The sequence below is a fragment of the Streptomyces sp. NRRL F-5650 genome (genome assembly GCF_000721365.1).
Classification (GTDB): domain Bacteria; phylum Actinomycetota; class Actinomycetes; order Streptomycetales; family Streptomycetaceae; genus Streptomyces; species Streptomyces ardesiacus.
The window spans coordinates 37498-63364 of the sequence record NZ_JOGV01000009.1 but is presented as its reverse complement, the minus strand read 5'-3'; the positions used below and the strand labels follow the sequence as shown (position 1 = coordinate 63364).

Genomic DNA, 25867 nt, shown 5'->3' with positions numbered 1-25867 from the left:
GTGCTGGTCTTCGCCGCCTCCGACAAGGGAGGCACCGGGCGCTCGGTGACCAGCGCCAACCTGGCCTACCAGCGCGCCCTCACCGGCGACCACGTGGCCTACGTCGACTTCGACTTCGGTTCCCCCACCGCCGCCGCCGTCTTCGACGTGCCCGGCGCCATGCGCGGCGCCGAGGAACGCGGCCTGCACTCCTACCTGGAGGGCGAGACCGCGGAACCGGTCCGCATCGACGTCTGGCGGCAGACCGAGCACCCCCTGCTGCGCGCCCGCCCCAACCAGTCCGGCCGTCTGGTGCTGCTCCCCGGCGACGCGGGCGGCGGCGAGTTCGCCACCGGCGAGGAGGCCCTGGAGCGCTGCGTCGACCTGCTGCTCAAGCTCAACACCGAGTTCGACGTCACCTTCGTCGATCTCAGCGCCGGCCGCAGCTACGCCGTGGACATGGTCCTCGCCGCCACCGCCCACCCCCGGATGAGCAACATCCCCTTCCGCTGGCTGGTCTTCCACCGCTGGACCCGCCAGCACGTGATCGCCGCCTCCGGACTCGTCCACGGCGACCACGGCATCATCGGCGGCGGCGTCCTCAGCGGCCACGACGAGGACACCCTGCGCGCCGCCGTCCGCTTCGTGCGGGCCGCCGTGCCCGACCCCGAGTCGGCCGTGTGGTCCCAGGGCTCCACCGCCCAGGCCACCTGGATGCAGGCCCGCGACGAGGCGCTGCGCCGGCTCGCCGCCGAGCACCGAATCGGCGACAGCGTCGTCCTCGGCATCGTGCCGCTGGAGCCCATCCTCCAGTGGCACGAGCAACTGATCACCGAGGAAGACGTCCTCTCCACCCAGATAGCCAACAAGGAGACGCTGGACGCGCTGGAGGAGATCGCCAGGCGTCTGACGGACGACACCCACTGGGGGCGGCTGTGACGGAGTCCGTGTTCAGCGAGACCGCCGCCGAGCCGCGCACCCAGTCGGTGCCGCTGGCCCACCTCTCCCTGGAGCTGGGCCACCTCTACATGGAGGACTTCGAGGCCGGGCCCGAACGGCTGCGCGCCCACTTCGCCGAAGTGCGCCCCTGGGCGGAGGCGGCCCGCGCAGCCGCCACCGCCCGGGCCGGCGGCAAGCGGCCCCGGATCAGCACCTGCTTCCTCATCGACGACTACTTCACCCGCTTCTCCACCCCCGCCGAGGTCGTCCCCATGCTCCTGGCCGAGGCCGAGGCGGCCGGGCTGAGCGTCGACTACCTGGCCCGCGAGTCCGGCTGCGCGGTCACCGGCAAGGTGCCCGTCGCCGAGGCGGTCGCCGCCCACATCGTGGAGTCCCCGCCGCCCGGCACCTACGGCCTGCGCCCGCCCGCCGCGCAGACCGGCTGGCTCGCCAACGGCGAACGCAGCCCCGTCGCCCGCGCCCCGCAGGCCATGAAACGTGCGGTGCCCTGGCAGCCCCCGCACGAGACCGCGGCCCGCCGCCACTCCATCTTCCTCGACGTCGAACTGTGGAGCGACGACGCCGACGGGCTGCGCACCTGGTCCTGCCCCTTCCTCGCCGCCGTGTGGCAGCTCGCCCGCCTCGGGCTCCTGCGCAACGAGGGCGAGGCCGTCCTCGCCCCCCAGCCGCACACCGCCGCCGCCGGTTTCCCCGACAAGTGGGACGAGTTACCCTCCCTGCTCCGGCTCAACGACCGCGCGGCCCCGTTCTCCGCCTACCGCACCTGCTCCGTCCTGCCGACCCGGTTCCTCCCCGTCGAGCACGCCGTCCGCGTGATCCTCGACCAGATCGAGGCCGACCCGGCGGCGCTCGAACAGGTCACCGACCGCTCCGGGCGCGAGGGCCTGACCGTCCCGCCCTCGGTCGCCGACCGCATCTCCTACGTGTACTACGCGGGGCACTGACATGGCGCCGCGGCAGAGCACCCCGCCCGCCGTCCTCGCCTGCGGCGAGATCCGCACCTGCCTGCTGCCCGCCCGGCAGGCCCTCGACATCCGCTCGGCCGCCCAGCTCCTCGGCCTGCGCCCCGGCGAACGCGTCCTGCTCTCCGAGCGCCCCGGCCTCTACGCGCGTTCCCCCGACACCCTCACGGGCGTCGACTGCCCCCTGCCCAGCGCCAACGGCGCCCGCGTGCGCGCCGTCGGCACCGTCACCGCCCACGCCGCGCTCACCGAGGGCCGCGTCCTGCAGACCTCCGCCCACTGCCGCCTGCCCGGCGCCGGTCCCGACCAGCGGCGGCCCTGGGGCGAGTACCTGGTGCGGCCGGGAGTCGTCGAGCCGCTCGGCAAGCTCCCCCACGAGGCGGTCGCGCAGGGCGTCCTCGGCGGCCCCCGCCAGGGAGACCTCGACGTCGGCCTCATCGCCGACGGCCTGCTCACCCGGGTCCTGCGCCACCCCCTGCTCGACCAGCGCCCGCCCTTCCGCTCCCGCCCCACCCGGCTGCGCTGGGCGGCCCTGCCCGCGGCCCCCGGCGAGGGCCCCTCGCTGGAGCGGTTCACCCTCGCCGAGGACGAACTGCGCACCGTGCGCCTGCGCGTGCCCGAGGGCACCTCCGGCGCCGACATCGCCGCGCTCTGCGACGACCTCGCGCTGCACGACTGGCTGCTCACCACCGTCGTCCGCATGCTCGACGGCCTGCGCCTGGGCGCCGGAGCGGCTCAGGACACCGACGCCGTGGTGCGCACCCTGCGCCCGGCCGTCGACCACCTGCTCCACCTGTGGATGCCCGGCGCCCGCGTCGGCCGCACGCTGGCCGCGCTGTGGGACCCGCTGGAGGAGCGGCCCGGCTTCACCCGGCAGTGGCAGGCCCTGGTGCAGCGCATCCGCGACCAGCTCACCCTGCAGGCCATTCCCGCGGCCCACCGGGAGGTGGAACCGGCGCCCTGACCGGACCCCGCCGCCCGGCACGCACGTCCCCGCACAGCCGCCCCGCACCATCCGACGCGTATCCCAACGGGGGGAGAGCGAGATGAGCACGGCACAGTCACCCCGACCCGACGACACACCCCGCACGGCCGGCCCGATCGACCCGAGGGGAGAGTCCCCCTGGCCCCGCAGGCTGCTGGTCGCCCTGGTCGTCGGCGGCCTCCTGTGGAGCGTCGCCGCCCTGCTGGACCCGGACGGCGCCACCGTGCGGCAGTTCCTGGCCGCGCTGCTCAGCGCCGTCGCCGCCCTGGCCGTCCAGTACGTCCTCGGCCTGGCCCCCCGCCCGCGGCCGGACCGCCTGGCGGAACACACCCGCCGGGTGGAGGACGCCCTGGCCGAGAACACCGCCGCCGTCCGTGAGGGACTCAACCGGTACGACGACGAGTTGAAGTCGGGCCTGACCCGCCACACCGAGGACGTCAAGCACCTGGTCGAGACCCACGTCGCCCAGGCCGACCACCGGCCCGCCGAGGCCGCCCGCGCCCTGGACCCGGTCCGTATCGACAGCGTGCCCGACCTGGCCAAGGGCTTCGCCGACGTCCTGCTGCCCGGCGACTCCATCCTGCACACCTTCGTCCACCTGGAGATGTCCCGGGTGGTCGGGCACATGGCGGACCTCACCAACCTGAGCGCCGAGTGCCCCGGCGAGAACCACGACTGGATGCTCGGCCTGACCCGTGCCGCCGAGCGCTCCATCTACGCCACCAGCACCTCCGTGGACCGGCAGTTCTGGAACAGCGAGCCCGCCGGCCGCTACCTGGACGCCCAGCAGGCCGCCATCGACGAACAGGGCGTCGAAGTACGCCGCCTGTTCCTGCTGGAGAGCGCCCGCGAACTCGACGACCGGCTGCTGCGGCTGTGCGAGGAACAGGAACTGCGCCGCATCGACGTCCGCGCGGCGGTCCTGCCCGAACTGCCCCCGCACCTCCAGCGCGGCACCACCAACGACTTCATCCTCTACGACGAGGAGGTGTCGTTCGAGATCGAGCAGGACCTGCGCGACATCAACGTCCGCACCCGGCTCACCGCCCGCCAGGAGTACGTACGGGACCGCCTCAAGCGCTTCAGGGAACTCTGGGACGCCGGCATGGGCCTGCGCGAACTGGAGGTCCGCGTCGACGACGAGGAGGACGGCAACTGGATGGTCGACCGGGCCTGACACCGGACGCGCCCCTCGCCGGGGCGGGGCCGACCTTCGGCGCGGGAGGGTCTACTCAAGTCGGTGTGCCGTAGACCGACGGAGGGCTGCCCCCGGTGCCCGGCACCGGCACAGTGGCCGCATGGAGAAGACCGGGAAGACCAGCAAGGACAGCAAGGACAGCAAGGGCATCAGCCGGGCACGGTTCCTGGCGGGGACGGCGGCGCTGGGCCTGGCGGGAGCGGCGCTCCCGGCGGCCGGTGCCGGGGCGGCGGAGGAACGGGCCGGGCGGAGGCGGGGACTGACCCGCCGGGGCGTCGTCTACACCGTCGGGGCGGGCGAGACCCCCGCCACGGCCTGGGACCCGGCCCGCATGCGCGCCGACCTCCGCGCCGTCCGCCGCGACCTGCACGCCGACACCGTCGACGTCACCGGGGACGGCGTCGAACGCCTCGTCGCCACCGCCGCCGAGGCCGCCGAACAGGGCCTGCACGTCTGGCTGCAGCCGACCCTCGGCGACGCACCGCAGCGCGACATCCTGGAACACCTCGCCGAGTGCGGCCGGTTCGCCCAGCGGCTGCGGAGGCAGGGGGCGAGCGTGGAACTCAGCGTCGGCTGCGAGTTCTGGCTCTTCGTCCCCGGCATCGTCCCCGGGGAGACGGCCCTGGAACGGGTCGCCAACCTCCAGAACGGCACCGTGGACCTCGCGCGGATGCAGCGCCGCCTGAACGCCTTCACCGCGAAGGCGGCGGCGGTCGGCCGCGCCGTCTTCGACGGCCGGCTGAGCTACGCCGCCGCCCAGGACGACGAGGTCGACTGGTCCCTCTTCGACGTGGTGGGCATCGACTACTACTCGTACCACCGGGACCCCGCCGACTACGTCCGCGAACTGCGCGGCTACCAGCGCTGGGGAAAGCCCCTGGCCATCACCGAGTTCGGCACGTGCACGTACGAGGGGGCGCCGCAGGCGGGCGGCATGGGCTGGTCCGTCGTCGACTACGACAAGGACCCGCCGGAGATCAGGGGCGGCCTGGTGCGCAGCGAGTCCACCCAGGCCGCCTACCTGACGCGGTTGCTCTCGGTCTTCGAGTCGATGGGCCTGTACGCGGCGATGGCCTTCGAGTTCGTCACCCCGGACGCGCCCCACCACCCCGACGACCCGCTCCACGACCTGGACATGGCGAGCTACGCCCTCACCAGGCCGGTCCGGGACCGCCCCGACGACCCCGCGTCCCCCTGGCACTGGGAGCCCAAGGCCGCCTTCCACGCCCTGGCCCGCCGCTACGCGCCCGGCAGCCGACGGCAGTAGAGGTCGGCGTCCGGCCGCTGTCCCGTCGCCAGGAACCGGGAGACCGCGGCGTCCCCGCAGGCGTTGCCGTTGGCCAGGTAGGCGTCGTGCCCGGTGGAGTCCACGGTCACCATGACGGCGCGCCGGCCGAACGCCTCCCGCAGCCTGCGCGCGCCGGCGAGCGGAGTGGCGACGTCCCGCTCGTTCTGGACCAGCAGCACGTTGGAGGGCCCGCGGCCGGTGATCCGCACGGGGGCCTCGCGGGGCGGGTAGGGCCACGCGGCGCACAGCATCGCGTTGCGCGGCATCCCCGCCGTGAGCGGGTGGGCGGCGCGGCTGACGGCGACGTCCTTCTCGTACGAGGACGCCGAGCCGGGCCAGGCGACGTCGTTGCAGAGCACCCCGGCCCCGACGGCGGCGACGTTCTGCAGCACGGCCTCGGGCGGCGCCGGGGGCGCGGGCGGCACGGTGCCCCGCTGGGCGGCCCGCATCAGCCTGGCCAGCGTGGGGAACTTGCCGGGGGAGTACAGGCTGTCGAGCATCGTCTGCCGCAGCACGTTGCCGTTCAGCTCCGCCGGGTTGGCACCCGGCCACGGGATCGGCTCCCGGTCCAGACGGGCGGCGAGCCGCAGGAACAGCGGCCGCACCTCGGCGGCCCGGCGGGCGACACGGTCGGGGTTCCCGGGCCGGGCGGCCCAGGCGGCGAACTCGGGGAAGGTGTCCTCGACGCCCTGCTCGTGCCCCGCGAGCCAGCCGCGCGACACCCGGGCGGGGTCCGGGTCGTCGTTGCTGTCCAGCACGATGCGGTCGGTGCGGTGCGGGAACAACTGCGCGTACACGGCGCCGACGTACGTCCCGTACGACACCCCCCACGCGGAGATCTTCCGCTCGCCCAGCGCGGCCCGGAGGCGGTCGATGTCGCGGGCCTCGTTGGCGGTGCTCAGGTGCTTGATCAGCTCCCCGCCGTTGCGTGCGCAGGCGTCGGCCATCCGCCGGGCGGTGGCCATGTTGGCGTCCACCGACCCGTCCGGGGCGGGCCAGGGACGCAGCCTGGAGGTGGCGAGGTCGCCGTACTCCAGACCGCAGTCGACCGCGGTGGACGGGGCGAGCCCGCGCGGCGCGAATCCGATGAGGTCGTGGCTGTCGCGTACGGCCTGGGGCAGCTTCTGCCCCTTCCCCGAGGGGTCGCCGAGGCTCGACCCGCCCGGCCCGCCGGGGATCAGCAGCAGAGCCCCGCGCCGGGCGCCCGGCTTCTCGGCGGGGATCCGGGAGACGGCCATCTCGATGCGGGGCCCGCCGGGGTCGGCGTAGTCCATCGGTACGTCGAGGGTGGCGCACTGCTGCCGGGGGTCGAGACCGGTGCCTTCACAGGTGGACCAGGCCAGGGGCGCCGGCCCGCCCACGTCCGTCGCGGAGGCGGTCACCGGTGCGCCGATGCCCAGGAGGGCGGTGGACACACCGACGACGGCGGCGTTGCGGATGCTTCTGGTGCGCTTGGTGCGCTTGCGCTGCGTCATGGGAGGAGCCTCGCGGACCGGCGGGCCGCGTCCCATCCGGCCAACGGCCGTGTCCGTAGGGGGTTTACCCGACCGACGCCTCCGCAGCGGCCCCCACGCCGTGTACGAACTCCGCCCAGGCCACCGCCCCGACGACGATCACCGGCCCGTCGGCGGCCTTGCTGTCCCGGACGGGTACGACGCCGGTGACTCCGTCGGCGACTTCGAGGCAGTCCTCGCCGCCGCTTCCTCCGCTGTAGCTGCTCTTGCGCCAGCGGGCGGCGCCGGGGAAGTCGTGCGCGACTTCGAGGCAGTCGCCGCCGTTGCCGTCGCTGTAGCTGCTCTTGCGCCAGCGGGCGTGGTTCAGCTCGTACTCGCGCATCGTCTGTGGTCCTCCACCGCCGACTTGATCTTGGTCAGGGACGCCTCAGGTGACAGCGCGGCAGCCCTGATCAGATCGTATGCCGAGCGGATGCGCTGCACCACGGGTGGATCGTCCAGCAGAGTTCCCGAATACACGGCTTCTGTATAGGCGGTTGGGGGAGCGTCCTCGAACTCCATGAGTTTCAGCGACCCCGTCATGGCCGGGTGCGCTCCGGCCGACAGCGGCAGCACCTGCACCAGCACCGTGCGCGCCCGCGCGAGCGCGGCGACGTGCTCCAGTTGCCCAGCCATGACCGACGGACCGCCGACGGGGATCTGCAGCACGCTCTCATGCAGGACCACCCAATACACGGGCCGAGTAGCGTCCGCGAGGATCCTCGCCCGGTCAATACGGCCGGACACCTTCTCTTCGATGTACTCGTCCGGCGCGAACGGGTTCATGGCGAGCGTGACCGCTCGCGCGTAGTCTGCGGTCTGCAGCAGCCCCGGAACCAGTGCAGGGGCGAACTCGCAGATCGTCGTCGCCAAGCCTTCGAGTTCCGCCACCTTGGCGAAGTAGCTCGCATACCGGGGATCATCAATCAGCTTCCGGCACAGCCGCTCGAAAATACCGTCGGTTTGCAGTGCCTCGTCGATCCGCTGGGCGACATCCAACTGCGGTTTCCGAATTGCCTGTTCGAACTGGCCGATGTAGCCACCGGAGACGAAAACCCTTGTCCCCAGCTCGACTTGGGTGATTCCGGCATCCTCCCGCCGCCGTTTCAGTTCCGTTCCGAAGAACTCCCAGGCCGCCTGCCGTGAACCATTGGCCATAACCAACCCCCATGCACTGACCCTGACTTGTAGTGCGCATACTCCTGCCGAGTGTAGGCACACCGCGTCATTCTGGGGACACGAAGAGTGAAACCGTAAAGGAAAGGGAACACGGTGGAGGCACGGCACTCGGCGCTCTGCGTCGAAGGAGCGGAGGACACGGTGGAAGAATTGCGCGCGGCGCTCACGGCGGCAGGAATTACGTTGCCCTCACTCGGGCTCGACCCGGTGAGTCTCGCGCGGGAGGCGCCCTGTCCGCTCGTCGAATTGGGACGGTGTTCCGTGGAGACCGCGCGGCGCCTCGCGGCGGCCCTGCGATGACGACGACGCCGCCCGTCGGGGTCTGCGCCGTGGACACCCGCAGCGGCAGGGTCGGGATCGTCATGGGGTACGAGGGTCCGTACGTGCAGCTCCGGCCGTACGGCGGCGGACGGGAGTGGGACGCCGAACCGGGTGACGTACGCCACGCCACCGTGTCCGAGCGGCTCAGCGCGGCCACGGCCTACACCAACGCCCGGAGCCGTGGCGAGGTGCCTTGAAGGATGCGCGAGAATGGGCGGCATGAGTCTGTTCCGCGACGACGGCATCGTGCTGCGCACCCAGAAGCTGGGCGAGGCGGACCGGATCATCACCCTGCTCACACGCGGTCACGGACGCGTACGCGCGGTGGCGCGCGGGGTGCGGCGCACGAAGTCGAAGTTCGGGGCGCGGCTGGAGCCGTTCTCGCACGTGGACGTGCAGTTCTTCTCGCGGGGCAGTGAGCTGGTCGGACGCGGGCTGCCGCTGTGCACGCAGAGCGAGACGATCGCCCCGTACGGCGGCGGGATCGTCACCGACTACGCGCGCTACACCGCGGGGACCGCCATGCTGGAGACGGCCGAGCGGTTCACCGACCACGAGGGCGAGCCGGCGGTGCAGCAGTACCTGCTGCTCGTCGGTGCGCTCAGGACCCTCGCCCGGGGCGAGCACGCGCCGAACCTGGTGCTGGACGCGTTCCTGCTGCGCTCGCTGGCCGTGAACGGGTACGCCCCGACCTTCGGGGACTGCGCGAAGTGCGGGATGCCCGGTCCGAACCGGTTCTTCTCGGTCGGCTCGGGCGGCTCCGTCTGCGCCGACTGCCGGGTGCCCGGCAGCGTCGTACCCTCGCCGCAGGCGCTGGAACTGCTCGGCGCGCTGCTCGCGGGGGACTGGGGGACGGCGGACGCGTGCGAGCCGCGGTACGTCCGGGAGGGGAGCGGGCTGGTGTCCGCGTACCTGCACTGGCACCTGGAGCGCGGCCTGCGCTCCCTGCGGTACGTCGAGAAGTCCTAGCAAGCACAGTACGCACGGTACGAGGAGACGAGAGACACATGGCCGTACGCGGGATCCTGGGGCGGCAGCGCCGGGAGTACAGGACGCCGGAGCCGCACCCGTCCGGCGCGCGTCCGCCGAAGCTCGGTGAGCTGGTGCCGGAGCATGTGGCGATCGTCATGGACGGCAACGGACGCTGGGCCAAGGAGCGCGGGCTGCCGCGCACCGAGGGGCACAAGGTCGGCGCCGAGCAGGTCATGGACGTCCTCCAGGGCGCGATCGAGATGGGCGTCGGGAACATCTCCCTGTACGCCTTCTCCACCGAGAACTGGAAGCGCTCGCCCGAGGAGGTGCGCTTCCTGATGAACTTCAACCGCGACTTCATCCGCAAGTCCCGCGACACCCTCGACGAGCTGGGGGTGCGGGTGCGCTGGGCGGGGCGGATGCCCCGGCTGTGGAAGTCGGTGGCCAAGGAGCTCCAGGTCGCGCAGGAGCAGACCAAGGACAACGACCGGCTCACCCTGTACTTCTGCATGAACTACGGCGGCCGGGCCGAGATCGCCGACGCGGCGCAGGCCCTCGCCGAGGACGTGCGGTCCGGGAAGCTCGATCCGGCCAAGGTCAACGAGAAGACGCTCGCGAAGTACCTGTACTACCCGGACATGCCGGACGTGGACCTGTTCCTGCGGCCGAGCGGGGAGCAGCGCACGTCCAACTACCTGATCTGGCAGAGCGCGTACGCCGAGATGGTCTTCCAGGACGTGCTGTGGCCGGACTTCGACCGGCGCGACCTGTGGCGGGCCTGCCTGGAGTTCGCCTCCCGCGACCGCCGCTTCGGCGGCGCCGTCCCGAACGAGCAGCTTCTGGCGATGGAAGGCCGCAGCACCCAGTAGGCCCCGGGGCGGCTCAAGCAGCCCGTCCGGCGCCTGAGGACGAGGCCGTTCAGGCCGGAATGAGGGGGCGCGGGGCGCAGCCCCGGCCCCACCCGCTCAACCGCCGGAGGCCCCCGCGCAGTCGGCACACGTGCCGAAGATCTCCACCGTGTGGGCCACGTCGACGTAGCCGTGCTCCGCGGCGATGGCCTCGGCCCACTTCTCCACCGCGGGGCCCTCCACCTCGACCGCCTTGCCGCAGGTGCGGCAGACCAGGTGGTGGTGATGGTCGCCGGTGGAGCAGCGGCGGTAGACGGACTCGCCCTCGTCGGTGCGCAGGACGTCGACCTCGCCGGCGTCGGCGAGGGACTGCAGCGTGCGGTAGACCGTGGTGAGCCCGACCGAGTCGCCCTTGTGCTTGAGCATGTCGTGGAGCTCCTGCGCGCTGCGGAACTCCTCGACCTCCTGAAGGGCTGCCGACACGGCAGCCCGCTGCCGTGTGGCGCGGCCCTTCACGGGCGGTCCAGCGGTGGTCACTGGTTCCTCCTCACGTCTTCGCGGCTTGCCGGGCCATTGTGCCAGCCCGGTGTGCCCGCGGTCAGACGCCGACCTCGTCGGCGGCCCCCCTGGTGGCCGGAATCTTGCACTCCGCCGGATCCGCGGCCGGTTGCGCGGCGGCGAGTGCCCGCGCGCGTCGCCGGGCCAGCGGGGCGGCCAGCAGGCTCAGCACGATGAACGCGCCGATGGTGAGCAGCACGATCGTCGCGCCGGGCGGCACGTCCTGGTAGTACGACGTGACCGTGCCGCCGAGGGTCACGCCCACGCCGAGCGCGACGGCGATCGCGAAGGTGGCGGCGAAGCTGCGGGTGAGCTGCTGCGCGGCGGCCACCGGGACCACCATCAGCGCCGAGACCAGCAGCAGCCCGACGACGCGCATCGCGACCGTCACCGTGACCGCCGCCGTGACGGCCGTCAGCAGGTTCAGGGCGCGCACCGGCAGGCCGGTGACCCGGGCGAACTCCTCGTCCTGGCTGACGGCGAACAACTGGCGGCGCAGCCCGACGGTGACCAGGACCACGAAGGCGGCCAGCAGGCAGATCGCGGTGACGTCGGACTCGGAGACCGTCGACAGGGAGCCGAAGAGGTACGAGGTGAGGTTGGCGTTGGAGCCGCCCGGCGCGAGGTTGATGAACATCACGCCGCCCGCCATGCCGCCGTAGAAGAGCATGGCGAGGGCGATGTCGCCGCGGGTCTTGCCGTACCAGCGGATCAGCTCCATGAGGACCGCGCCGAGGACGGAGACGAGGGTCGCCATCCACACCGGGGACCAGGAGAGCAGGAAGCCGAGGCCGACGCCGGTCATCGCCACGTGGCCGATGCCGTCGCCCATGAGGGCCTGGCGGCGCTGGACCAGGTAGATGCCGATGGCGGGAGCGGTGATGCCGACCAGGACGGCGGCGAGCAGCGCCCGCTGCATGAAGGCGTAGTTCAGGATTTCCATGGTCGTCGCCTTCTCAGCTCAGCAGGCCGGTACGGGCCGGTTCGGCGCCGGCCGGGGCGTGCGGGTGGACGTGGTCGTGGCCGGGCAGGGCGTGCTGGCCGACCGCCTCGGGCGGCGGGCCGTCGTGCAGGACGCAGCCGTCGCGCAGCACCACGGCCCGGTCGATCAGCGGCTCCAGCGGGCCCAGCTCGTGCAGGACGAGGAGGACGGTGGTGCCGGCCGCGACCTGGCCGCGCAGCGTCTCGGCCAGCACCTCCTGGCTGGCCAGGTCGACGCCCGCCATCGGCTCGTCCATGATCAGCAGTTCGGGTTCGGCGGCGAGCGCGCGAGCGATCAGCACGCGCTGGTGCTGGCCGCCGGAGAGGGCGTTCACCGAGTCCTTGGCACGGTCGGCCATGCCGACCAGGTCGAGGGCGCGGCGTACGGCCTCGTGGTCGGCCCTGCGCAGGACGCCGAAGCGGGCCCGGGCGAGCCGGCCCGAGGAGACCACCTCGGTCACCGTGGCGGGGACGCCGCCCGCGGCCGTGGTGCGCTGCGGTACGTAGCCCACGCGTGCCCAGTCGCGGAAGCGGCGCCGGGGTGTGCCGAACAGCTCGATCTCCCCGGCCGACACCGGCACCTGGCCGATGATCGTGCGCACGGCCGTGGACTTGCCGGAGCCGTTGGCGCCGAGCAGCGCGACCACCTGGCCGCGCCGCACGGTGAGGTCGATGCCGCGCAGGACGGGGCGTGAGCCCAGCTCGGCGCGGACGCCGCGCAGGGATATGACGGACTCGTCGCTCACGATGTCCTCCGTAACGATCGAACTGCGGTGTGGTACTGGTTGCTCGGCCCGCTCGGCCTACTTGGCGCCGAGGGCGGTCTGGAGGGCCTTGAGGTTGGACCGCATGACCGCGAGGTAGTCGTCGCCCTTCGACTTGTCGGTGATGCCCTCCAGCGGATCGAGGACGTCCGTCTTCAGGCCCGCGTCCTTGGCGAGGGTCTTCGCGGTCTTGCCGGACACCAGTGTCTCGTAGAAGACGGTGGTGACGCCGTCGGCCTTGGCCTCCTGCTGGAGTTCCTTGATCCGGGCGGGGCTGGGCTCGCTCTCCGGGTCGAGGCCGTTGATGGCCTCCTGGGTGAGGCCGTAGCGCTCGGCGAGGTAGCCGAAGGCGGCGTGGTTGGTGAAGAAGACCTTGGTGTCGGTCCTGGCCAGGCCGTCCTTGAACGCCGTGTCCAGGCCGCTCAGCTTCTTCGCGAGCGCCTCGGCGTTCTTGCGGTAGTCGTCGGCGTGGTCCGGGTCGGCCTTCTCGAAGGACTCGGCGACACCCTTGGCGATCTCGGCGTACTTCACCGGGTCCAGCCAGACGTGCGGGTCGAGGCCGTCGCCGCCCTCGTGGGCGTGCTCCTCCCCGGCGTGCTCCTCGCCGCCGTGGCCGTGGTCGTGCTCCACGTCGCCGTGGTCCTCGAGCTGCGTCAGCGTGGCCGCGTCGATCTTCGTCTTCACGTCGGACTGGGCGATGGCCTCGTCCACGGCGGGCTGGAGGGACTTGAGGTAGAGCACCGCGTCCGCCTCGCCCATCTGCGCGGTCTGCTTGGCGCTCAGCTCCAGGTCGTGCGGCTCCTGGCCGGGCTCGGTGAGCGTGGTGACGTTCACGTGGTCCCCGCCGATCTGCTCGGCGAGGTACTCCATCGGGTAGAACGACGCGACGACGTCGAACTTGTCCGTGTTGCCCGCCGCCGAGCCGTCGCTGGAGCAGGCCGAAAGGGTCCCGAGGCCGAGCGCGGTGGCCGCGGTGACTGCTATGCCGGATATGCGGCGTCGTCGTACGTTCATGACACTCATTTTCAACAAATATGGAAACCGTTGTCAACAAGCGGGTGATTCCGCGGACGGGAGGCCCCGATTTGGCCGAGGGGCGACCTGCGCCGGTAACCTGAAGCATTCTCTGGAAGCAACTCGCTTCGTCGCCCGTCGTCGTAATGAAGAGAGCACCGTGGCCGCCGACAAGATCGACACCATCGTCAGCCTGAGCAAGCGCCGTGGCTTCGTATTCCCCTGCAGTGAGATCTACGGCGGTCAGCGCGCCGCCTGGGACTACGGTCCGCTGGGTGTCGAGCTCAAGGAGAACCTCAAGCGCCAGTGGTGGCGCTACATGGTCACCTCGCGCGAGGACGTCGTCGGTCTCGACTCCTCCGTGATCCTGGCTCCCGAGGTCTGGGTGGCCTCCGGTCACGTCGCCACCTTCACGGACCCGCTGACCGAGTGCACCTCCTGCCACAAGCGGTTCCGCGCGGACCACCTGGAGGAGGCGTACGAGGAGAAGAAGGGCCACGCCCCCGAGAACGGCCTCGCCGACCTCAACTGCCCCAACTGCGGCAACAAGGGCACCTTCACCGAGCCCAAGCAGTTCTCCGGCCTGCTCTCCACGCACCTCGGCCCGACCCAGGACAGCGGCTCGGTCGCCTACCTGCGGCCCGAGACCGCGCAGGGCATCTTCACCAACTTCGCCCAGGTGCAGACCACTTCGCGCCGCAAGCCGCCGTTCGGCATCGCCCAGATGGGCAAGTCCTTCCGCAACGAGATCACGCCCGGCAACTTCATCTTCCGCACCCGCGAGTTCGAGCAGATGGAGATGGAGTTCTTCGTCAAGCCGGGCGAGGACGAGAAGTGGCAGGAATACTGGATGGAGCAGCGCTGGAACTGGTACACGGGCCTTGGTCTCCGTGAGGAGAACATGCGCTGGTACGAGCACCCGGCCGAGAAGCTCTCCCACTACTCCAAGCGCACCGCCGACATCGAGTACCGCTTCCAGTTCGGCGGCAGTGAGTGGGGCGAGCTGGAGGGTGTCGCCAACCGGACCGACTACGACCTCTCCTCGCACGCCAAGGCATCCGGCCAGGACCTCTCCTACTACGACCAGGAGGCCCAGGAGCGCTGGACGCCGTACGTCATCGAGCCGGCGGCCGGTGTGGGGCGCGCGATGCTGGCCTTCCTGCTCGACGCGTACGTCGAGGACGAGGCGCCGAACGCCAAGGGCAAGCTGGAGAAGCGCACCGTGCTGCGGCTCGACCCGCGGCTGTCGCCGGTGAAGGTGGCCGTGCTGCCGCTGTCCCGCAACCCGGAGCTGTCGCCGAAGGCGAAGGGGCTCGCGCAGGCGCTGCGGCAGAACTGGAACATCGAGTTCGACGACGCCGGGGCGATCGGGCGCCGGTACCGGCGCCAGGACGAGATCGGGACGCCGTTCTGCGTCACCGTCGACTTCGACACGCTGGACGACAACGCGGTGACCGTGCGGGAGCGGGACACGATGAAGCAGGAGCGCGTGTCGCTGGACCAGATCGAGGGGTACCTCGCTTCCCGGCTGGTCGGCTGCTGAACGCTCGTTCGCGTTGAGGTACCAGGGGGCTCTGCCCCCTGGCCCCCCCGGGGCCCATGCCCACCCACCACCCGACTCGGCCGGGAGGGGGTGGGCGTTTCGGCGTTTCAGGGGGCCCGGGTCACAGGTGCGGCCCCCGGCTCAGCGGCCCTGGAGGGACTTCACGTTGTCGCCGAAGGTCCAGTTCTTCGAGCCGTCCCAGTTGAGGGACCAGGTCATCAGGCCCTTGAGGGCGCCGTTGTAGTGGTTCCACGCCTGGGAGACCAGGGACGGTGACATGTGGCCGCCGCCCGCGCCGGGCTGGGCGGGCAGGCCCGGGACCTGCTTGTCGTAGGGCACCTTGATCGTCGTGCCCTGGACGACCAGGCCCTTGTCCAGGCAGTCGGTCTGGGCGGTGAAGCCCTGCACGGTGCCGGCCGAGTAGGAGTCGCCGGAACAGCCGTACATGCTGCCGTTGTAGTACTGCATGTTCAGCCACCACAGGCGGCCGTTGTCCGCGTACTTCTTGATGACCGGCAGGTAGGCGCCCCAGATCGAGCCGTAGACGACACTGCCGCCGGTGACGTACGCCGTCTCCGGGGCCATCGTGAGGCCGAAGCCCGCGGGCATCCGGGCCAGTACGCCGTCGATGATGCGGATCAGGTTGGACTGGGACGCGGAGAGCTGGTTGATGTTCCCGCTGCCGGTCAGGCCGGTCTCGATGTCGATGTCGATGCCGTCGAAGTTGTACTTCTTGAGGATCGGCACGATCGTGTCGACGAAACGGTCGGCGACCGCCGTCGAGTTGAGGTCGATGCCGGCCGTGGCGCCGCCGATGGAGAGCAGGATCGTCTGCCCGGACGCCTTGGCCGCGCACATCTCCGCGGGCGTCGCCACCTTCACGCCCGCGTCCATGCCGTCCTCCCACAGCGCCGTGCCGTCGGAACGGATCACCGGGAAGGCCGCGTTGAGGACGTTGTAGCCGTGGGCGGCGATCTGGGGGTTGGTGATCGGGGTCCAGCCGAAGGGCGGGTGGACGCCGTTGGCGGCGCCGTCCCAGTTCTCCCAGTAGCCCTGGAGGATCTTGCCCGAGGGCTTCGGCTTCACGGCGCAGGTGTCGGCGGCCGGGGCGGGGGCGGCGCCGGTGGGAGCGGCGGACGCGGTGGCCACGCCCAGGGGCGTGAGGACGGTGGCCGCCAGTGCGGCGGCCAGTAGACGGATCTTGCGGCGGATCATGCCGGGCCTCCCGGTGGGGGTTCGGTGAGGGAGAGACGTCTTGTGTCGTAGGCATGACAGTGCAGTGGTCCAGACCTTTCGTCAAGAGGTCTGGACCAAGAGGCGGGCGATGCTCAGGCGGTCGTCCGGGGCAGGCGCAGGCTCAGCAGGCCGGTCAGCGCCACCGCCGCCAACTGCACCAGCAGTGTCGTCACCAGGGCGTCCCGCATGCCCATCCCCGGCGTCAGCGACAGGAACAGCGTGCCCAGGGTGGCCACCCCCAGGGCCAGGGACGACTGCTGGGTGGTGATCATCACGCCGCTGCCGACGCCCGCGCGCTCGGGCGGAACCTCCGACAGGACGACACGGAAGACGACGGGGAGCTGGAGCGCCTGGCCCGCGCCGGTGAGCGCGGCGCCCGGCAGGAGGGGGACCAGGCCGAGGTCGGGCCAGGAGCGCCATGCCGTCAGCGCCATCAGGGCCAGGCCGAGCCCTTGGAGGGCGGCGCCGGTGGGGACGACGCGGGTGCCGTAGCGGGCGACGAGGCGAGGGCCGGCGAGGGAGAAGAGGAAGAAGACCGCCGCCAGCGGTACCAGGGCCAGACCCGCGGCCACCGGGCCCAGACCCGCACCCTGCTGCAGCGCCACGGCGATGACGAACATGAAGCCGCTGAAGCCGATCGAGAACGGCACCAGGAGCAGCAGGCCGCGGCGCAGGGACAGGATCGTGAACAGACTCGGCGGGACCAGGGGCGTACGGCCCGTGCGGTCCGCCCGGCGCTCCACCGCGTAGAACGCCGCCGCCGCGAACGGGAACGCCGCCAGCGACAGCCACGTCCACAGCGGCCAGCCCGCCGCCCGGCCCTCGGTCAGCGGCACCAGCAGGGTCAGGATCGAGGCGGCCAGCAGGAAGGTGCCGGGGACGTCCACCGGCTCGGGGCGCGCGGAACGGGTCTCCGGGACCGCGCGGGCGGCCAGGAACAGGCCCACGAGGACGACCGGCACGTTGACCAGGAAGACGGAACGCCAGCCGGTGCCCGCGACGTCGGCGGCCACCAGGACGCCGCCCAGGACCTGGCCGGCCACCATCGACAGGCCGGCCGTGGCCCCGTACAGGCCCATGGCCCTGGCGCGCCGGGGACCGGTCGTGGTCGCCTGGATGGTCGCGAGCACCTGCGGCAGCATCGCGGCGGCCGAGGCGCCCTGCGCCACCCGTGCGACCACCAGGGACCAGGCGTCCGGTGCGAGTCCGCAGGCCAGCGAGGTCAGTCCGAAGGTCGCCATGCCGGCCAGGAACAGGCGGCGCCGGCCGAAGAGGTCGCCCAGCCGGCCGCCGAGGACCAGCAGGACGGCGTACGCCACGCCGTACCCGGCGACGACGAGTTCCAGGACCGCCTCGTTCGCGGAGAGGTCCGCGCCGATGGCGGGCAGGGCGACGTTGACGATGAAGAAGTCGACGAGCGGAAGCGCGGCGGCGAGCAGCACCGTGAAGAGTCCGAGGCCGCCGAGCACGGCGGGCGCTCCCGGGGTGGCCGGTGCGCCCGCGCGGACGGGTCGTGAAGTGATGGTTTCGGTCACGGGACCGAGCCTGCGGCCTCCGGCAAGGTGGTACCAGAGTGTCCTTGTCCTGGTAGCAGCAGTACCTGGCAACAGGGTCCGGGACACGGCACCCTGGAAGCATGACGACGATGACGGGCCACGAGACGCCGGCGCAGTCCCCGCCCCGGGAGAGCGGCTCGGAGATCAGGCGGCACGAACTCGCGGCCTTCCTGCGCAGCCGCCGCGAACGCATCGCCCCCGAACAGGTCGGGCTGCCCCGCGGACGCCGCCGCCGGACGCCGGGGCTGCGGCGCGAGGAGGTCGCCCAGCTCTCGGCCGTCGGGGTGACCTGGTACACCTGGCTGGAACAGGCCCGGGACATCCAGGTCTCCGTGCAGGTCCTCGACGCCCTCGCCCGCGCGCTGCTCCTCGACCCGACCGAGCGCGCCCACCTCTTCCGGCTGGCGGGGTCCGTCGACCCGACGCCCGCGACGGTCTGCCCGTCCATCACGCCGGCGGTGCGCGCCCTCCTGGAGCAGTTCGAGCCCTTCCCCGCGTGCGTGCAGAACAGCCGGTACGACATCCTCGCGCACAACCGGACCTACGGGCTGCTGCTGGGGGACCTGGAGGCGGTGCCGCCCGAGGACCGCAACTGCATGGTGCTCTGCTTCACGAACGAGGACTGGCGGTCCGCCATCGTCCATCTGGAGGAGACCCAGCGGCTGATGGCGGCCCGGTTCCGCGCCACGATGGCCGGTCATCTAGCCGAGCCCGCCTGGAAGATGCTGCTGAAGCGGCTGCGCACCCAGTCGCCCGACTTCCGCGAGGCCTGGGAACGGTACGAGGTCGTCGCACACCGCGGCAAGCGCAAGGAGTTCCTCAACCGGCACGTCGGCCGCATCCGCGTCGACCACACCGACCTGTGGCTCGGTCCGGAGCCCGGGCCCCGGATGGTGACGTACGCACCGGCCGACGAGGTCTCCCGGGAGCGGCTGGAGAAGCTGCACGCGATCGCCCTGGAGCGGGAGCCGGCTCCCCGTGGGCCGCTTCCGTCGGGATGAGCGCCCGAGGTGCGGGAACCCGGGGAAATGCGGAAGGTGATGTTCCCGGGGTTTCCCAGGGTTGCCACAGCCCGGGGTGCCCACAGCACGGACAGGGCGAGGACGAACAGTCATGGCTGAGCAGAAGTCGGCGCGGACACTCCCGAGGCCGTTGCACGCGGCCGCTTCGGCGGTACGGAAGGTGCCGGGCGCCGGGACGGTGGGCAGGGCCGCCGAGGGCGCGCTGGACAGGATCGGGGCGGTGTCGCCGCGCGGGCGGCGCGTGCTCGTGTACACGGGCGCGGGGGTGGCGGGCGTCGCCGGGCTGGTGGAGTGGCCGGTGGCGGTCACCGGGGCGGCGGTGGCGTGGCTGACGCAGGCGCGGGGGCGGAACGGGAACGGGAGCGCCGCCACGGGCGGCAAGGAGAACGGGGCGAACGGGGCGGGGGCTCGGGCCGCCGTGGCGCCGGGCACCAGGTCTGCCCGGACGCCCGCCCGGAAGACCACCGCCAGGGCGGCAGCGACGAAGACGGCCGGGACCAGGGCCGCGACGAAGACGGCCGGTACGAAGACGGCCGGGACGGGCCGTACGGGCGGCACCCGCAGCGCGGGCGGCACCGGTGGCACCGACGGCGCGGGCGGCGGCAGGGCCAGGACGGCCGCGGAGAAGCGGACCACCGGCGCCGGGAAGACCGCCGCCAAGTCCACCGCCGGCACTTCCAGCGCCGCCAAGTCCGCCACCGCGCAGAAGTCCACCGCGAAGAAGTCCACCGCGAAGCGTGCGTCCGCCAAGAAGACCGCGTCACCCGCCCGGAGCAGGAGCCAGTCGGGGAACAAGGCGTCCTCCAGTCGGCCCTCCGCCGCGGGCGGCAACCGCGGCCGCGGTCGCAAGACGGCCGCCGCGTCGCGCACCCGCACGTCCGGCTGAGGCGAAGCGATGGCCGGTGGGCTGCTGACGCGTTCCCAGGGCGCCGTCACGGGGCTCGTGCTGGCCGGGCCCCGGCTGCTGGCGCGCGGCACCGCGCCCGCCGTGGGCGCCGCGGCCGGGGCGGCGGCGGGCACCGCGCGGGCCGGTGTGCGGGGCGCCGACTTCGCCGCGCGGGCGGCACGGGTGGCCCGAGCGGCACTGCCCGGCGGTCCGCGGGACTGGCGCGCCGGGCCCCGGGTCCACCTCGCGCTGCGGCCGGCCGCGACGGAGGAGGTGCGCCGGGCGGGCGGCACGGAACGGGTGGGGCGGCGGGTGGCGGCGGCCCTGGCCGAACACCCGGACGTACTGCTCGCCTACTGGGACACCGGCCTGGCCCGCCTGGTGGTGACCGCGACCGAGGACGCGCTCACCGACCGCGTCGTGGACCGGGCCACCGAACTCGCCGAACACCACGGGCTCACCCGGGCGGAGCAGCCCGCCGCGACCGGTCCGGACGCCTCGGACACCTCGGATGCCTCCGGCGTCCCGGGTGTCCCGGGCGTCCCGGACGGCCTGGTGGAGGAGACCGACCACCCCGGCGACCCGGCCCCGGTGCGGGTCGCGGCGCTCGCGCTCGGCGCCGACGTGCTGGGCGTCGCCGCCGCCGTGACCGGCGCACGACTGCGGCTGTCGGCCTCGCCCCGCCTGGTCACCGCGGTCGCGACGCTGCTGCGCGAGAACCCGGCCTTCCGCGCCTGGCTGCGCGGGCGGCTCGGTGACCACCGCATGGACGTGGCGCTGGCCGCCGCCAACGCGGCCGTCCACGGCGCCGGGCAGAGCCCCACCTCGCTGGTGCTCGACGGGGCGCTGCGGGTCTGCCAGTTGGCCGAGGCGGTGGCGCGCGGGGCCGCCTTCGAGGCCGTGCACGACCGACTGTGCGTCCCCGGCCGGGTCAGCCTGCCCGCCGGGCCCGCCCTGCGCCCGCCGCCGCGCACCTCCCCGGCCCAGGAGTACGCCACCCACGCCTCGGCGGGCAGCGTGGCGGGCGCCGTCGCGACCCTGCTGGTCAAGCACGACGTGGCCGAGGCGGCGGAGGCCGTGCTCGCCGGGTCGCCCAAGGCCGCGCGCTACGGGCCCGCCGCCTTCCACGCCGTACTGAGCGCCGCGCTGTCCCGCACCGGTGTGCTGGTGCGCGACCCCGGACGGCTGCGGCAACTGGAGATGGCCCGCACGGTCGTGCTGCACCCCAGCGCCCTGCGGTTGCCGGGCGCGGGCGCGGACCCGTGGACCGAGGACGTGCTGGACGCGGCGCGGCGCGCGGGGCTGCGCGTGGTCATGGTCGAGGACCCCGCGCTGGCCGACTTCACCGGCCTCGCCGACCAGGTCGTCCCCGCCCGTCGCCCGCTCGCGGACGTCGTGGCGGAACTGGGCGCCGAGGGCGGCGTCGTCACCGTCGTACGGCCGCAGCCCGGTGACGACGCGTCGGTGACGGACGGGCTGCTCGCCGGGGACGTGGCCGTGGCGCTCGCCGACGCGGACTGCCCGGTGGCGTGGGGCGCGGACGTGCTCGCGCCGCAGGGCCTGGCCGACGTGTGGCGGGTGCTGCGGGCGGTGCCGGTGGCGCGGGCGGTCGGGCGCCGGTCGCAGACGCTGGCCCGGTCCGGGGCCGCGCTGTCCGGGCTGCTGGTGGCGGTCGGCGAGGCGCGCGGCAGGCGCCGGGGCGGTGTGTCGTCGCTGCTGGGGATGCGGCACGCGCCGGTGGACGCGAGCGCGGGCGTGGCCCTGCTGTCGGGGACGCGGGCCGCGCTGGGCGTGGCGATGGCCCGCGCCCCGCGCCCCCGGCCCCGGGTGGCGTGGCACGCGCTGGACCCCGACGCCGTACGGGAGCGGCTGGAGCGGGAACGCGAGCCGGAGCCGACCGTCGTGGAAGAGGCCGTCGCACGGCTGCGGACGGCCGCCGGACGGGCGGGCCGGGTGCGCGTGCTGGCACCGGCCCGCTGGTCGTGGCAGCTCGCCCGGGCCGTGCGCGGGGAACTGGACGACCCGCTCACCCCCGTCCTGGCGGTCGGCTCGGCCGCCTCCGCGATCCTCGGGTCGGTCGTCGACGCGATGCTCGTGGTCGGCGCCCTCGACCTGAACGCGCTGGTCGGCGGCTTCCAGCGGCTGCGCGCGGAGCGGGCGCTGTCCGGACTGCTGGCCGAGCAGAAGCAGAAGGCGCGCCTGACGGAGGACCTCGCGCCGGTCAACGGGCGGAACGGCCGCGGCGCGCACGGGGCGGCCGGGGCGGCCGGGGCCGGGGAGTACGCCGGAGCCGGAGGCACCGGCGGCGAGGGCGGTCCGGCACCGGTCGCGCCCGCCCCGTCGCCGGACGGCGGGACCGCGCCGCCGGCCGGGGACGGCCCGCCGGAGGCCGCCGGGGAGGCCCCCGCGCGGGGCGAGCCGTGGATCGTGGACGCCGCCAAGCTGCACCCCGGTCACGTGATCGAGCTGCAGGCCGACGACGTCGTGCCCGCCGACGCGCGGCTGCTGTGGGAGGACGGCCTCGAGGTGGACGAGTCCGCGCTGACCGGTGAGTCGCTGCCGGTGGACAAGTGCGTGGACCCGGCGCCACGGGCGCCGGTGGCGGAGCGGTACTGCATGGTCTTCGAGGGCACGACCGTGGTCGCCGGGCGGGCCGGGGCGGTCGTCGTCGACACCGGCGACCACACCGAGGCGGCGCGGGCGGTCGCGCTGGCGGCCCGTACGCCGTCGGCGGCCGGGGTGCAGGCGCGGCTCCAGGAGCTGACCCGCAAGGCGCTGCCGCTCACCCTGGCGGGCGGGGCCGCGGTGACCGGTCTCTCGCTGCTGCGCGGGGCGCCGGTCAGGCAGGCCGTCGCCGGAGGCGTGTCGGTGGCGGTGGCCGCCGTGCCCGAGGGACTGCCGCTGGTGGCGACGGTGGCGCAGCTCGCGGCGGCCCGCCGGCTGAGCCGCCGGGGCGTCCTGGTGCGCACCCCGCGCACGCTGGAGGCGCTCGGCCGGATGGACACCGTCTGCTTCGACAAGACCGGCACCCTCACCGAGAACGCGCTGCGGCTCTCGCGCGTCGCGGGCCCCGACGGCACCGTCCGCCGGGCGGGCGACCCCGAGGCCGCCGACGCCGTGCGGACCGCCGCGCGCGCCTGCCCCCGGCTGAACGGCGACGGCGGCGCCCGGCCGACCCACGCCACCGACGAGGCGGTGCTGGAGGCGGCCGGGGACGACCCCGCGTGGACGCAGGAGGAGGGCCTGCCGTTCGAGACGTCCCGGGGCTACGCCGCCGCCGTCGGACGCGAGGGCGCGAGCGGTGACGCGGTGCTGGTGGTCAAGGGCGCCCCGGAAACGGTGCTGCCCGCCTGCGCGGACCTGCCCGCGGACACCGCCGAGGTGGCGCAACGCCTGGCCCGCGACGGACTGCGCATCATCGCGGTGGCCCGGCGCACCCTCGCGCGGGGCGAGAACGCCGCCGACGTCCTCGAACGGCAGCCCTCCGAGCTGGAGTTCACCGGACTGCTGGCGTTGGCCGACGTGGCCCGCGAGACCTCCCCGGCGCTGGTGCGCGGGCTGCGCGAGGCGGGCGTACGGCCCGTGGTGCTGACCGGTGACCATCCGCAGACCGCCCGCGCCATCGCCGTCGACCTGGGCTGGCCCGAGGACGCGGTCGTGGTCACCGGGGACGAACTCGCCGCCGCCGACCGCACGGCCCGCTCCCGGATGCTGCGCGACGCGGACGTCGTGGCCCGGGTGGCGCCGGAGCAGAAGCTCCAGGTCGTCGAGTCGCTGCGGGACGCGGGGAGGGTCGTCGGCATGGTCGGCGACGGCGCCAACGACGCCGCCGCGATCCGGGCCGCCGACATCGGCGTCGGCATCAGCGCCCGCGGCTCGGCCGCCGCCCGCAACGCCGCCGACCTGGTGGTGACCGGCGACGACCTGCTGGTGCTGGTGGAGGCGGTGCGGGAGGGCCGGGCGCTGTGGCACAGCGTCGCCGACGCCATCGCCATCCTGATCGGCGGCAACGCGGGCGAGGTCGGGTTCGGCATCCTCGGCACGGTGCTGGGCGGCGCCGCCCCGCTGTCCACCCGGCAGATGCTGCTGGTCAACCTCTTCACCGACCTGTTCCCTGCGATGGCGGTCGCGGTGACCAAGACGGGGGACCCGGAGCAGGAGGCCGCCGACGCGGGTGCGCCGCTGGGTACGGCGGTGCTGGGCGAACCCCTCATCCGGCAGATCCGGCACCGCGCGCTCACCACGGCACTCGGGGCGACCGCGGCCTGGCTGCTGGGCCGCTTCACGCCGGGCACGGAGCGGCGTGCGACGACCATGGCCCTGTGCGCCGTCGTCGGCACGCAGCTCGCCCAGACCCTCGCCGACCGCCGCGACAGCCGCCTGGTCCAGGTCACGTCCCTCGGCTCGGCCGCCGCCCTGGTCGCCCTCGTCCAGACCCCGGGCGCCAGCCGCCTGTTCGGCTGCACCCCGCTCGGCCCGGTCGCCTGGGCGGGCGTGGCCGCGGCGATCGCCCTGGCCCTGGCGGGACAGCGGGCGCTGCCGGGAGTGGAGGACGCGGTGACGAGGTACTGGCCGAAGCTGACGGAACGCCTGCCGACGACGATGCGCTGAGGCGGGGTGCGGGGCCGCCCGCGACCAGAGGCCCGGGTGCCCTCATGCCCCCGCTCGCGATGCCTCCCGCACCTCCGGCGCCCGCAGGCGTTCCGCCGTCCGTTCCGCCGTGCGGTGGGCCCAGCGGCCGCTGGTGACGGCGCCGAGGACGAGGACCGCGAGGCCGCAGGCGGCGAGGATCCACCAGCCCGGACGCGCCGCGGAGACGAAGGTGTCGCGGTAGGAGGACGCGCTCACCCCCGTCGCCAGCACCGCGCCGATCACCGCCACGCCGAGCGTCTGGCCCAACTGGCGGCTGGTGGAGGCGACCGCCGCCGCGACCCCGGCCTGGGCGCGGGGCATGCCGGAGACCGCGGTGTTGGTGATGGGCGCGTTGACGAAGCCGAAGCCGACGCCGAACAGGACGTAGCCGAGGAAGAGGGTGACGTCGGACGTCTCGGCCTCGAAGGCGGCGAACAGCGTCCCGCTCACCGTCAGCGCGGCGCCCGCGATCAGCAGCGGCAGCCGCGGCCCCCGGCTGCCGACCAGCCGCCCGGACAGCGGGGCGCACAGGAAGGTCGGCACGGCCATCGGCAGCATCCACAGGCCGGCCTCCAGCGCGCTCAGTCCGCGCACGTTCTGGAGGTACAGCGTGGACAGGAACAGGAAGCCGCCCAGCGCGGCGAACGCGCTGACCGCGATCACCGTGGCCCCGCTGAACGGCGCCGACCGGAAGAAGCGCAGCTCGACGAGCGGGTCGGTGCGACGGGGCTCGTGGACCAGCAGGCCGACCAGCGCGGCGAGGGCCAGCACCGCGAAGGGCAGGACCGTCGCGAGCCCCGCGTTCGGCGCCTCGATGATCGCGTACGTCAGGGAGCCGAACAGCACGATCACCATGAGCTGGCCCAGCGGGTCGGGACGGCGGGCCTTCGGCGCACGGGACTCGGGGACGAAGCGGAGGGTGAGCAGGAGGGCGGCCAGGCCCACCGGCAGGTTGACCCAGAAGATCGAGCGCCAGCCGACCGACTCCACCAGTACGCCGCCCACCAGGGGACCGGCGGCCATGGATATGCCGACCACCGCACCCCAGACACCGATCGCACGGGCGCGCTCGCGCGGGTCGGTGAAGGTGTTGGTGATGATCGACATCGCGACCGGATTCAGCATCGAACCGCCCACCGCCTGCACCATCCGGAAGACGATCAGCGAGGACAGGTCCGGGGCCAGGGAGCACAGCAGCGAGCCGAGGGTGAAGAGCACCAGACCGGTCATGAAGACCCGTTTGCGGCCGATCCGGTCGGCCGTGGAGCCGGCCAGCATCAGCAGCGCGGCCAGCACCAGCGTGTACGCGTCGATCGCCCACTGCAGGCCGGACGTGCTCGCGTGCAGGTCGCGCTGCATGGAGGGGAGGGCGACGTTGAGGATCGTGTTGTCGATACTCACGATCAGCAGGCTCATGCAGCAGATGGCGAGCACGAGCATGCGGCGGCGACGGGTCGGCTCGGGCATGGACTCCATCGTACGCGCATTTC

General features: G+C 73.4%; 23 protein-coding genes. 13 read left to right on the top strand and 10 right to left on the bottom strand.

Annotated elements, in window-relative coordinates:
* The 5 genes from IG88_RS0110795 to IG88_RS0110775 all read left to right on the top strand — a co-directional run bounded on the left by IG88_RS0110795 (window position 1) and on the right by IG88_RS0110775 (window position 5351).
* Window positions 1-918: an SCO2523 family variant P-loop protein gene (locus tag IG88_RS0110795; protein WP_031038132.1), complete on the top strand. Its 918-nt coding sequence runs from the start codon at window positions 1-3 to the stop codon at window positions 916-918.
* Entirely contained in the window at window positions 915-1883 is a 969-nt protein-coding gene (locus IG88_RS0110790) for an SCO2522 family protein (protein WP_031038130.1), read from the top strand. The genes IG88_RS0110795 and IG88_RS0110790 overlap by 4 nt, the downstream gene beginning before the upstream one ends.
* Window position 1884: 1 nt before the next feature.
* Entirely contained in the window at window positions 1885-2865 is a 981-nt protein-coding gene (locus tag IG88_RS0110785; RefSeq protein WP_031038127.1) for an SCO2521 family protein, read from the top strand.
* 82 nt (window positions 2866-2947) lie between these two features.
* A complete protein-coding gene (locus IG88_RS0110780; RefSeq protein WP_031038125.1) occupies window positions 2948-4063 on the top strand; it encodes a hypothetical protein in 1116 nt (371 codons plus the stop codon).
* A 121-nt stretch (window positions 4064-4184) separates the two neighbouring features.
* Window positions 4185-5351, top strand: coding sequence for a hypothetical protein (locus IG88_RS0110775; protein WP_031038123.1), 1167 nt, complete (start codon window positions 4185-4187; stop codon window positions 5349-5351).
* Here IG88_RS0110775 and IG88_RS0110770 read toward each other — a convergent pair.
* The 3 genes from IG88_RS0110770 to IG88_RS0110760 form a co-directional block, all read right to left on the bottom strand.
* Window positions 5324-6847, bottom strand: coding sequence for an alpha/beta hydrolase (locus IG88_RS0110770; protein WP_031038120.1), 1524 nt, complete (start codon window positions 6845-6847; stop codon window positions 5324-5326). The genes IG88_RS0110775 and IG88_RS0110770 overlap by 28 nt on opposite strands.
* A 64-nt stretch (window positions 6848-6911) precedes the next feature.
* A complete protein-coding gene (locus tag IG88_RS0110765) occupies window positions 6912-7208 on the bottom strand; it encodes a DUF397 domain-containing protein (protein WP_031038118.1) in 297 nt (98 codons plus the stop codon).
* Window positions 7190-8023: a helix-turn-helix domain-containing protein gene (locus IG88_RS0110760; RefSeq protein ID WP_031038115.1), complete on the bottom strand. Its 834-nt coding sequence runs from the start codon at window positions 8021-8023 to the stop codon at window positions 7190-7192. Before IG88_RS0110760 ends, IG88_RS0110765 begins: the two co-directional genes overlap by 19 nt.
* 114 nt (window positions 8024-8137) lie before the next feature.
* Between IG88_RS0110760 and IG88_RS44245 the strand changes: the two genes are divergently transcribed.
* The 4 genes from IG88_RS44245 to IG88_RS0110745 are packed head-to-tail and all read left to right on the top strand — an operon-like array spanning window position 8138 to window position 10206.
* The gene (locus IG88_RS44245; RefSeq protein ID WP_037835724.1) at window positions 8138-8344 is read left to right on the top strand and encodes a hypothetical protein; all 207 of its coding nucleotides are present in this window, start codon (window positions 8138-8140) and stop codon (window positions 8342-8344) included.
* Entirely contained in the window at window positions 8341-8562 is a 222-nt protein-coding gene (locus IG88_RS0110755; RefSeq protein WP_031038112.1) for a hypothetical protein, read from the top strand. Before IG88_RS44245 ends, IG88_RS0110755 begins: the two co-directional genes overlap by 4 nt.
* A 22-nt stretch (window positions 8563-8584) precedes the next feature.
* Window positions 8585-9334 (top strand): DNA repair protein RecO, encoded by a 750-nt coding sequence (recO, locus tag IG88_RS0110750; protein WP_031038110.1) that lies wholly within the window; start codon window positions 8585-8587, stop codon window positions 9332-9334.
* Window positions 9335-9372: 38 nt separating this feature from the next.
* The gene (locus IG88_RS0110745; RefSeq protein WP_031038108.1) at window positions 9373-10206 is read left to right on the top strand and encodes an isoprenyl transferase; all 834 of its coding nucleotides are present in this window, start codon (window positions 9373-9375) and stop codon (window positions 10204-10206) included.
* 96 nt (window positions 10207-10302) lie between these two features.
* Here IG88_RS0110745 and IG88_RS0110740 read toward each other — a convergent pair whose 3' ends face one another.
* The 4 genes from IG88_RS0110740 to IG88_RS0110725 all read right to left on the bottom strand — a co-directional run bounded on the left by IG88_RS0110740 (window position 10303) and on the right by IG88_RS0110725 (window position 13502).
* Entirely contained in the window at window positions 10303-10722 is a 420-nt protein-coding gene (locus IG88_RS0110740; RefSeq protein WP_031038105.1) for a Fur family transcriptional regulator, read from the bottom strand.
* Between the two features lie 61 nt (window positions 10723-10783).
* Window positions 10784-11686: a metal ABC transporter permease gene (locus IG88_RS0110735; RefSeq protein WP_031038102.1), complete on the bottom strand. Its 903-nt coding sequence runs from the start codon at window positions 11684-11686 to the stop codon at window positions 10784-10786.
* Between the two features lie 13 nt (window positions 11687-11699).
* A complete protein-coding gene (locus tag IG88_RS0110730) occupies window positions 11700-12470 on the bottom strand; it encodes a metal ABC transporter ATP-binding protein (protein ID WP_031038098.1) in 771 nt (256 codons plus the stop codon).
* 57 nt (window positions 12471-12527) lie between these two features.
* Window positions 12528-13502, bottom strand: coding sequence for a zinc ABC transporter substrate-binding protein (locus IG88_RS0110725; protein WP_031038095.1), 975 nt, complete (start codon window positions 13500-13502; stop codon window positions 12528-12530).
* Window positions 13503-13662: 160 nt separating this feature from the next.
* On the opposite strand from IG88_RS0110725, the gene IG88_RS0110720 reads away from it, so the two are divergent.
* Window positions 13663-15045 (top strand): glycine--tRNA ligase, encoded by a 1383-nt coding sequence (locus tag IG88_RS0110720; protein WP_031038093.1) that lies wholly within the window; start codon window positions 13663-13665, stop codon window positions 15043-15045.
* A 141-nt stretch (window positions 15046-15186) separates the two neighbouring features.
* Here the strand turns inward: IG88_RS0110720 and IG88_RS0110715 are convergent, their stop codons facing one another.
* A complete protein-coding gene (locus IG88_RS0110715) occupies window positions 15187-16260 on the bottom strand; it encodes a chitinase (protein ID WP_031038091.1) in 1074 nt (357 codons plus the stop codon).
* Window positions 16261-16373: 113 nt separating this feature from the next.
* Window positions 16374-17816, bottom strand: a complete 1443-nt coding sequence (locus IG88_RS0110710) for an MFS transporter (protein ID WP_031038088.1) — start codon at window positions 17814-17816, stop codon at window positions 16374-16376.
* A 110-nt stretch (window positions 17817-17926) separates the two neighbouring features.
* On the opposite strand from IG88_RS0110710, the gene IG88_RS0110705 reads away from it, so the two are divergent.
* The 3 genes from IG88_RS0110705 to IG88_RS44240 all read left to right on the top strand — a co-directional run bounded on the left by IG88_RS0110705 (window position 17927) and on the right by IG88_RS44240 (window position 24356).
* Window positions 17927-18838: a helix-turn-helix domain-containing protein gene (locus IG88_RS0110705; RefSeq protein ID WP_031038085.1), complete on the top strand. Its 912-nt coding sequence runs from the start codon at window positions 17927-17929 to the stop codon at window positions 18836-18838.
* 112 nt (window positions 18839-18950) lie between these two features.
* The gene (locus tag IG88_RS45115; protein ID WP_324609001.1) at window positions 18951-19745 is read left to right on the top strand and encodes a hypothetical protein; all 795 of its coding nucleotides are present in this window, start codon (window positions 18951-18953) and stop codon (window positions 19743-19745) included.
* 9 nt (window positions 19746-19754) lie between these two features.
* Complete coding sequence (locus IG88_RS44240; protein WP_031038080.1) at window positions 19755-24356, top strand: cation-translocating P-type ATPase; 4602 nt, start codon at window positions 19755-19757, stop codon at window positions 24354-24356.
* Between the two features lie 42 nt (window positions 24357-24398).
* On the opposite strand, the gene IG88_RS0110690 is transcribed toward IG88_RS44240, so the two are convergent.
* Window positions 24399-25844, bottom strand: coding sequence for an MFS transporter (locus IG88_RS0110690; protein WP_031038077.1), 1446 nt, complete (start codon window positions 25842-25844; stop codon window positions 24399-24401).
* Between the last annotated feature and the right edge of the window lie 23 nt (window positions 25845-25867).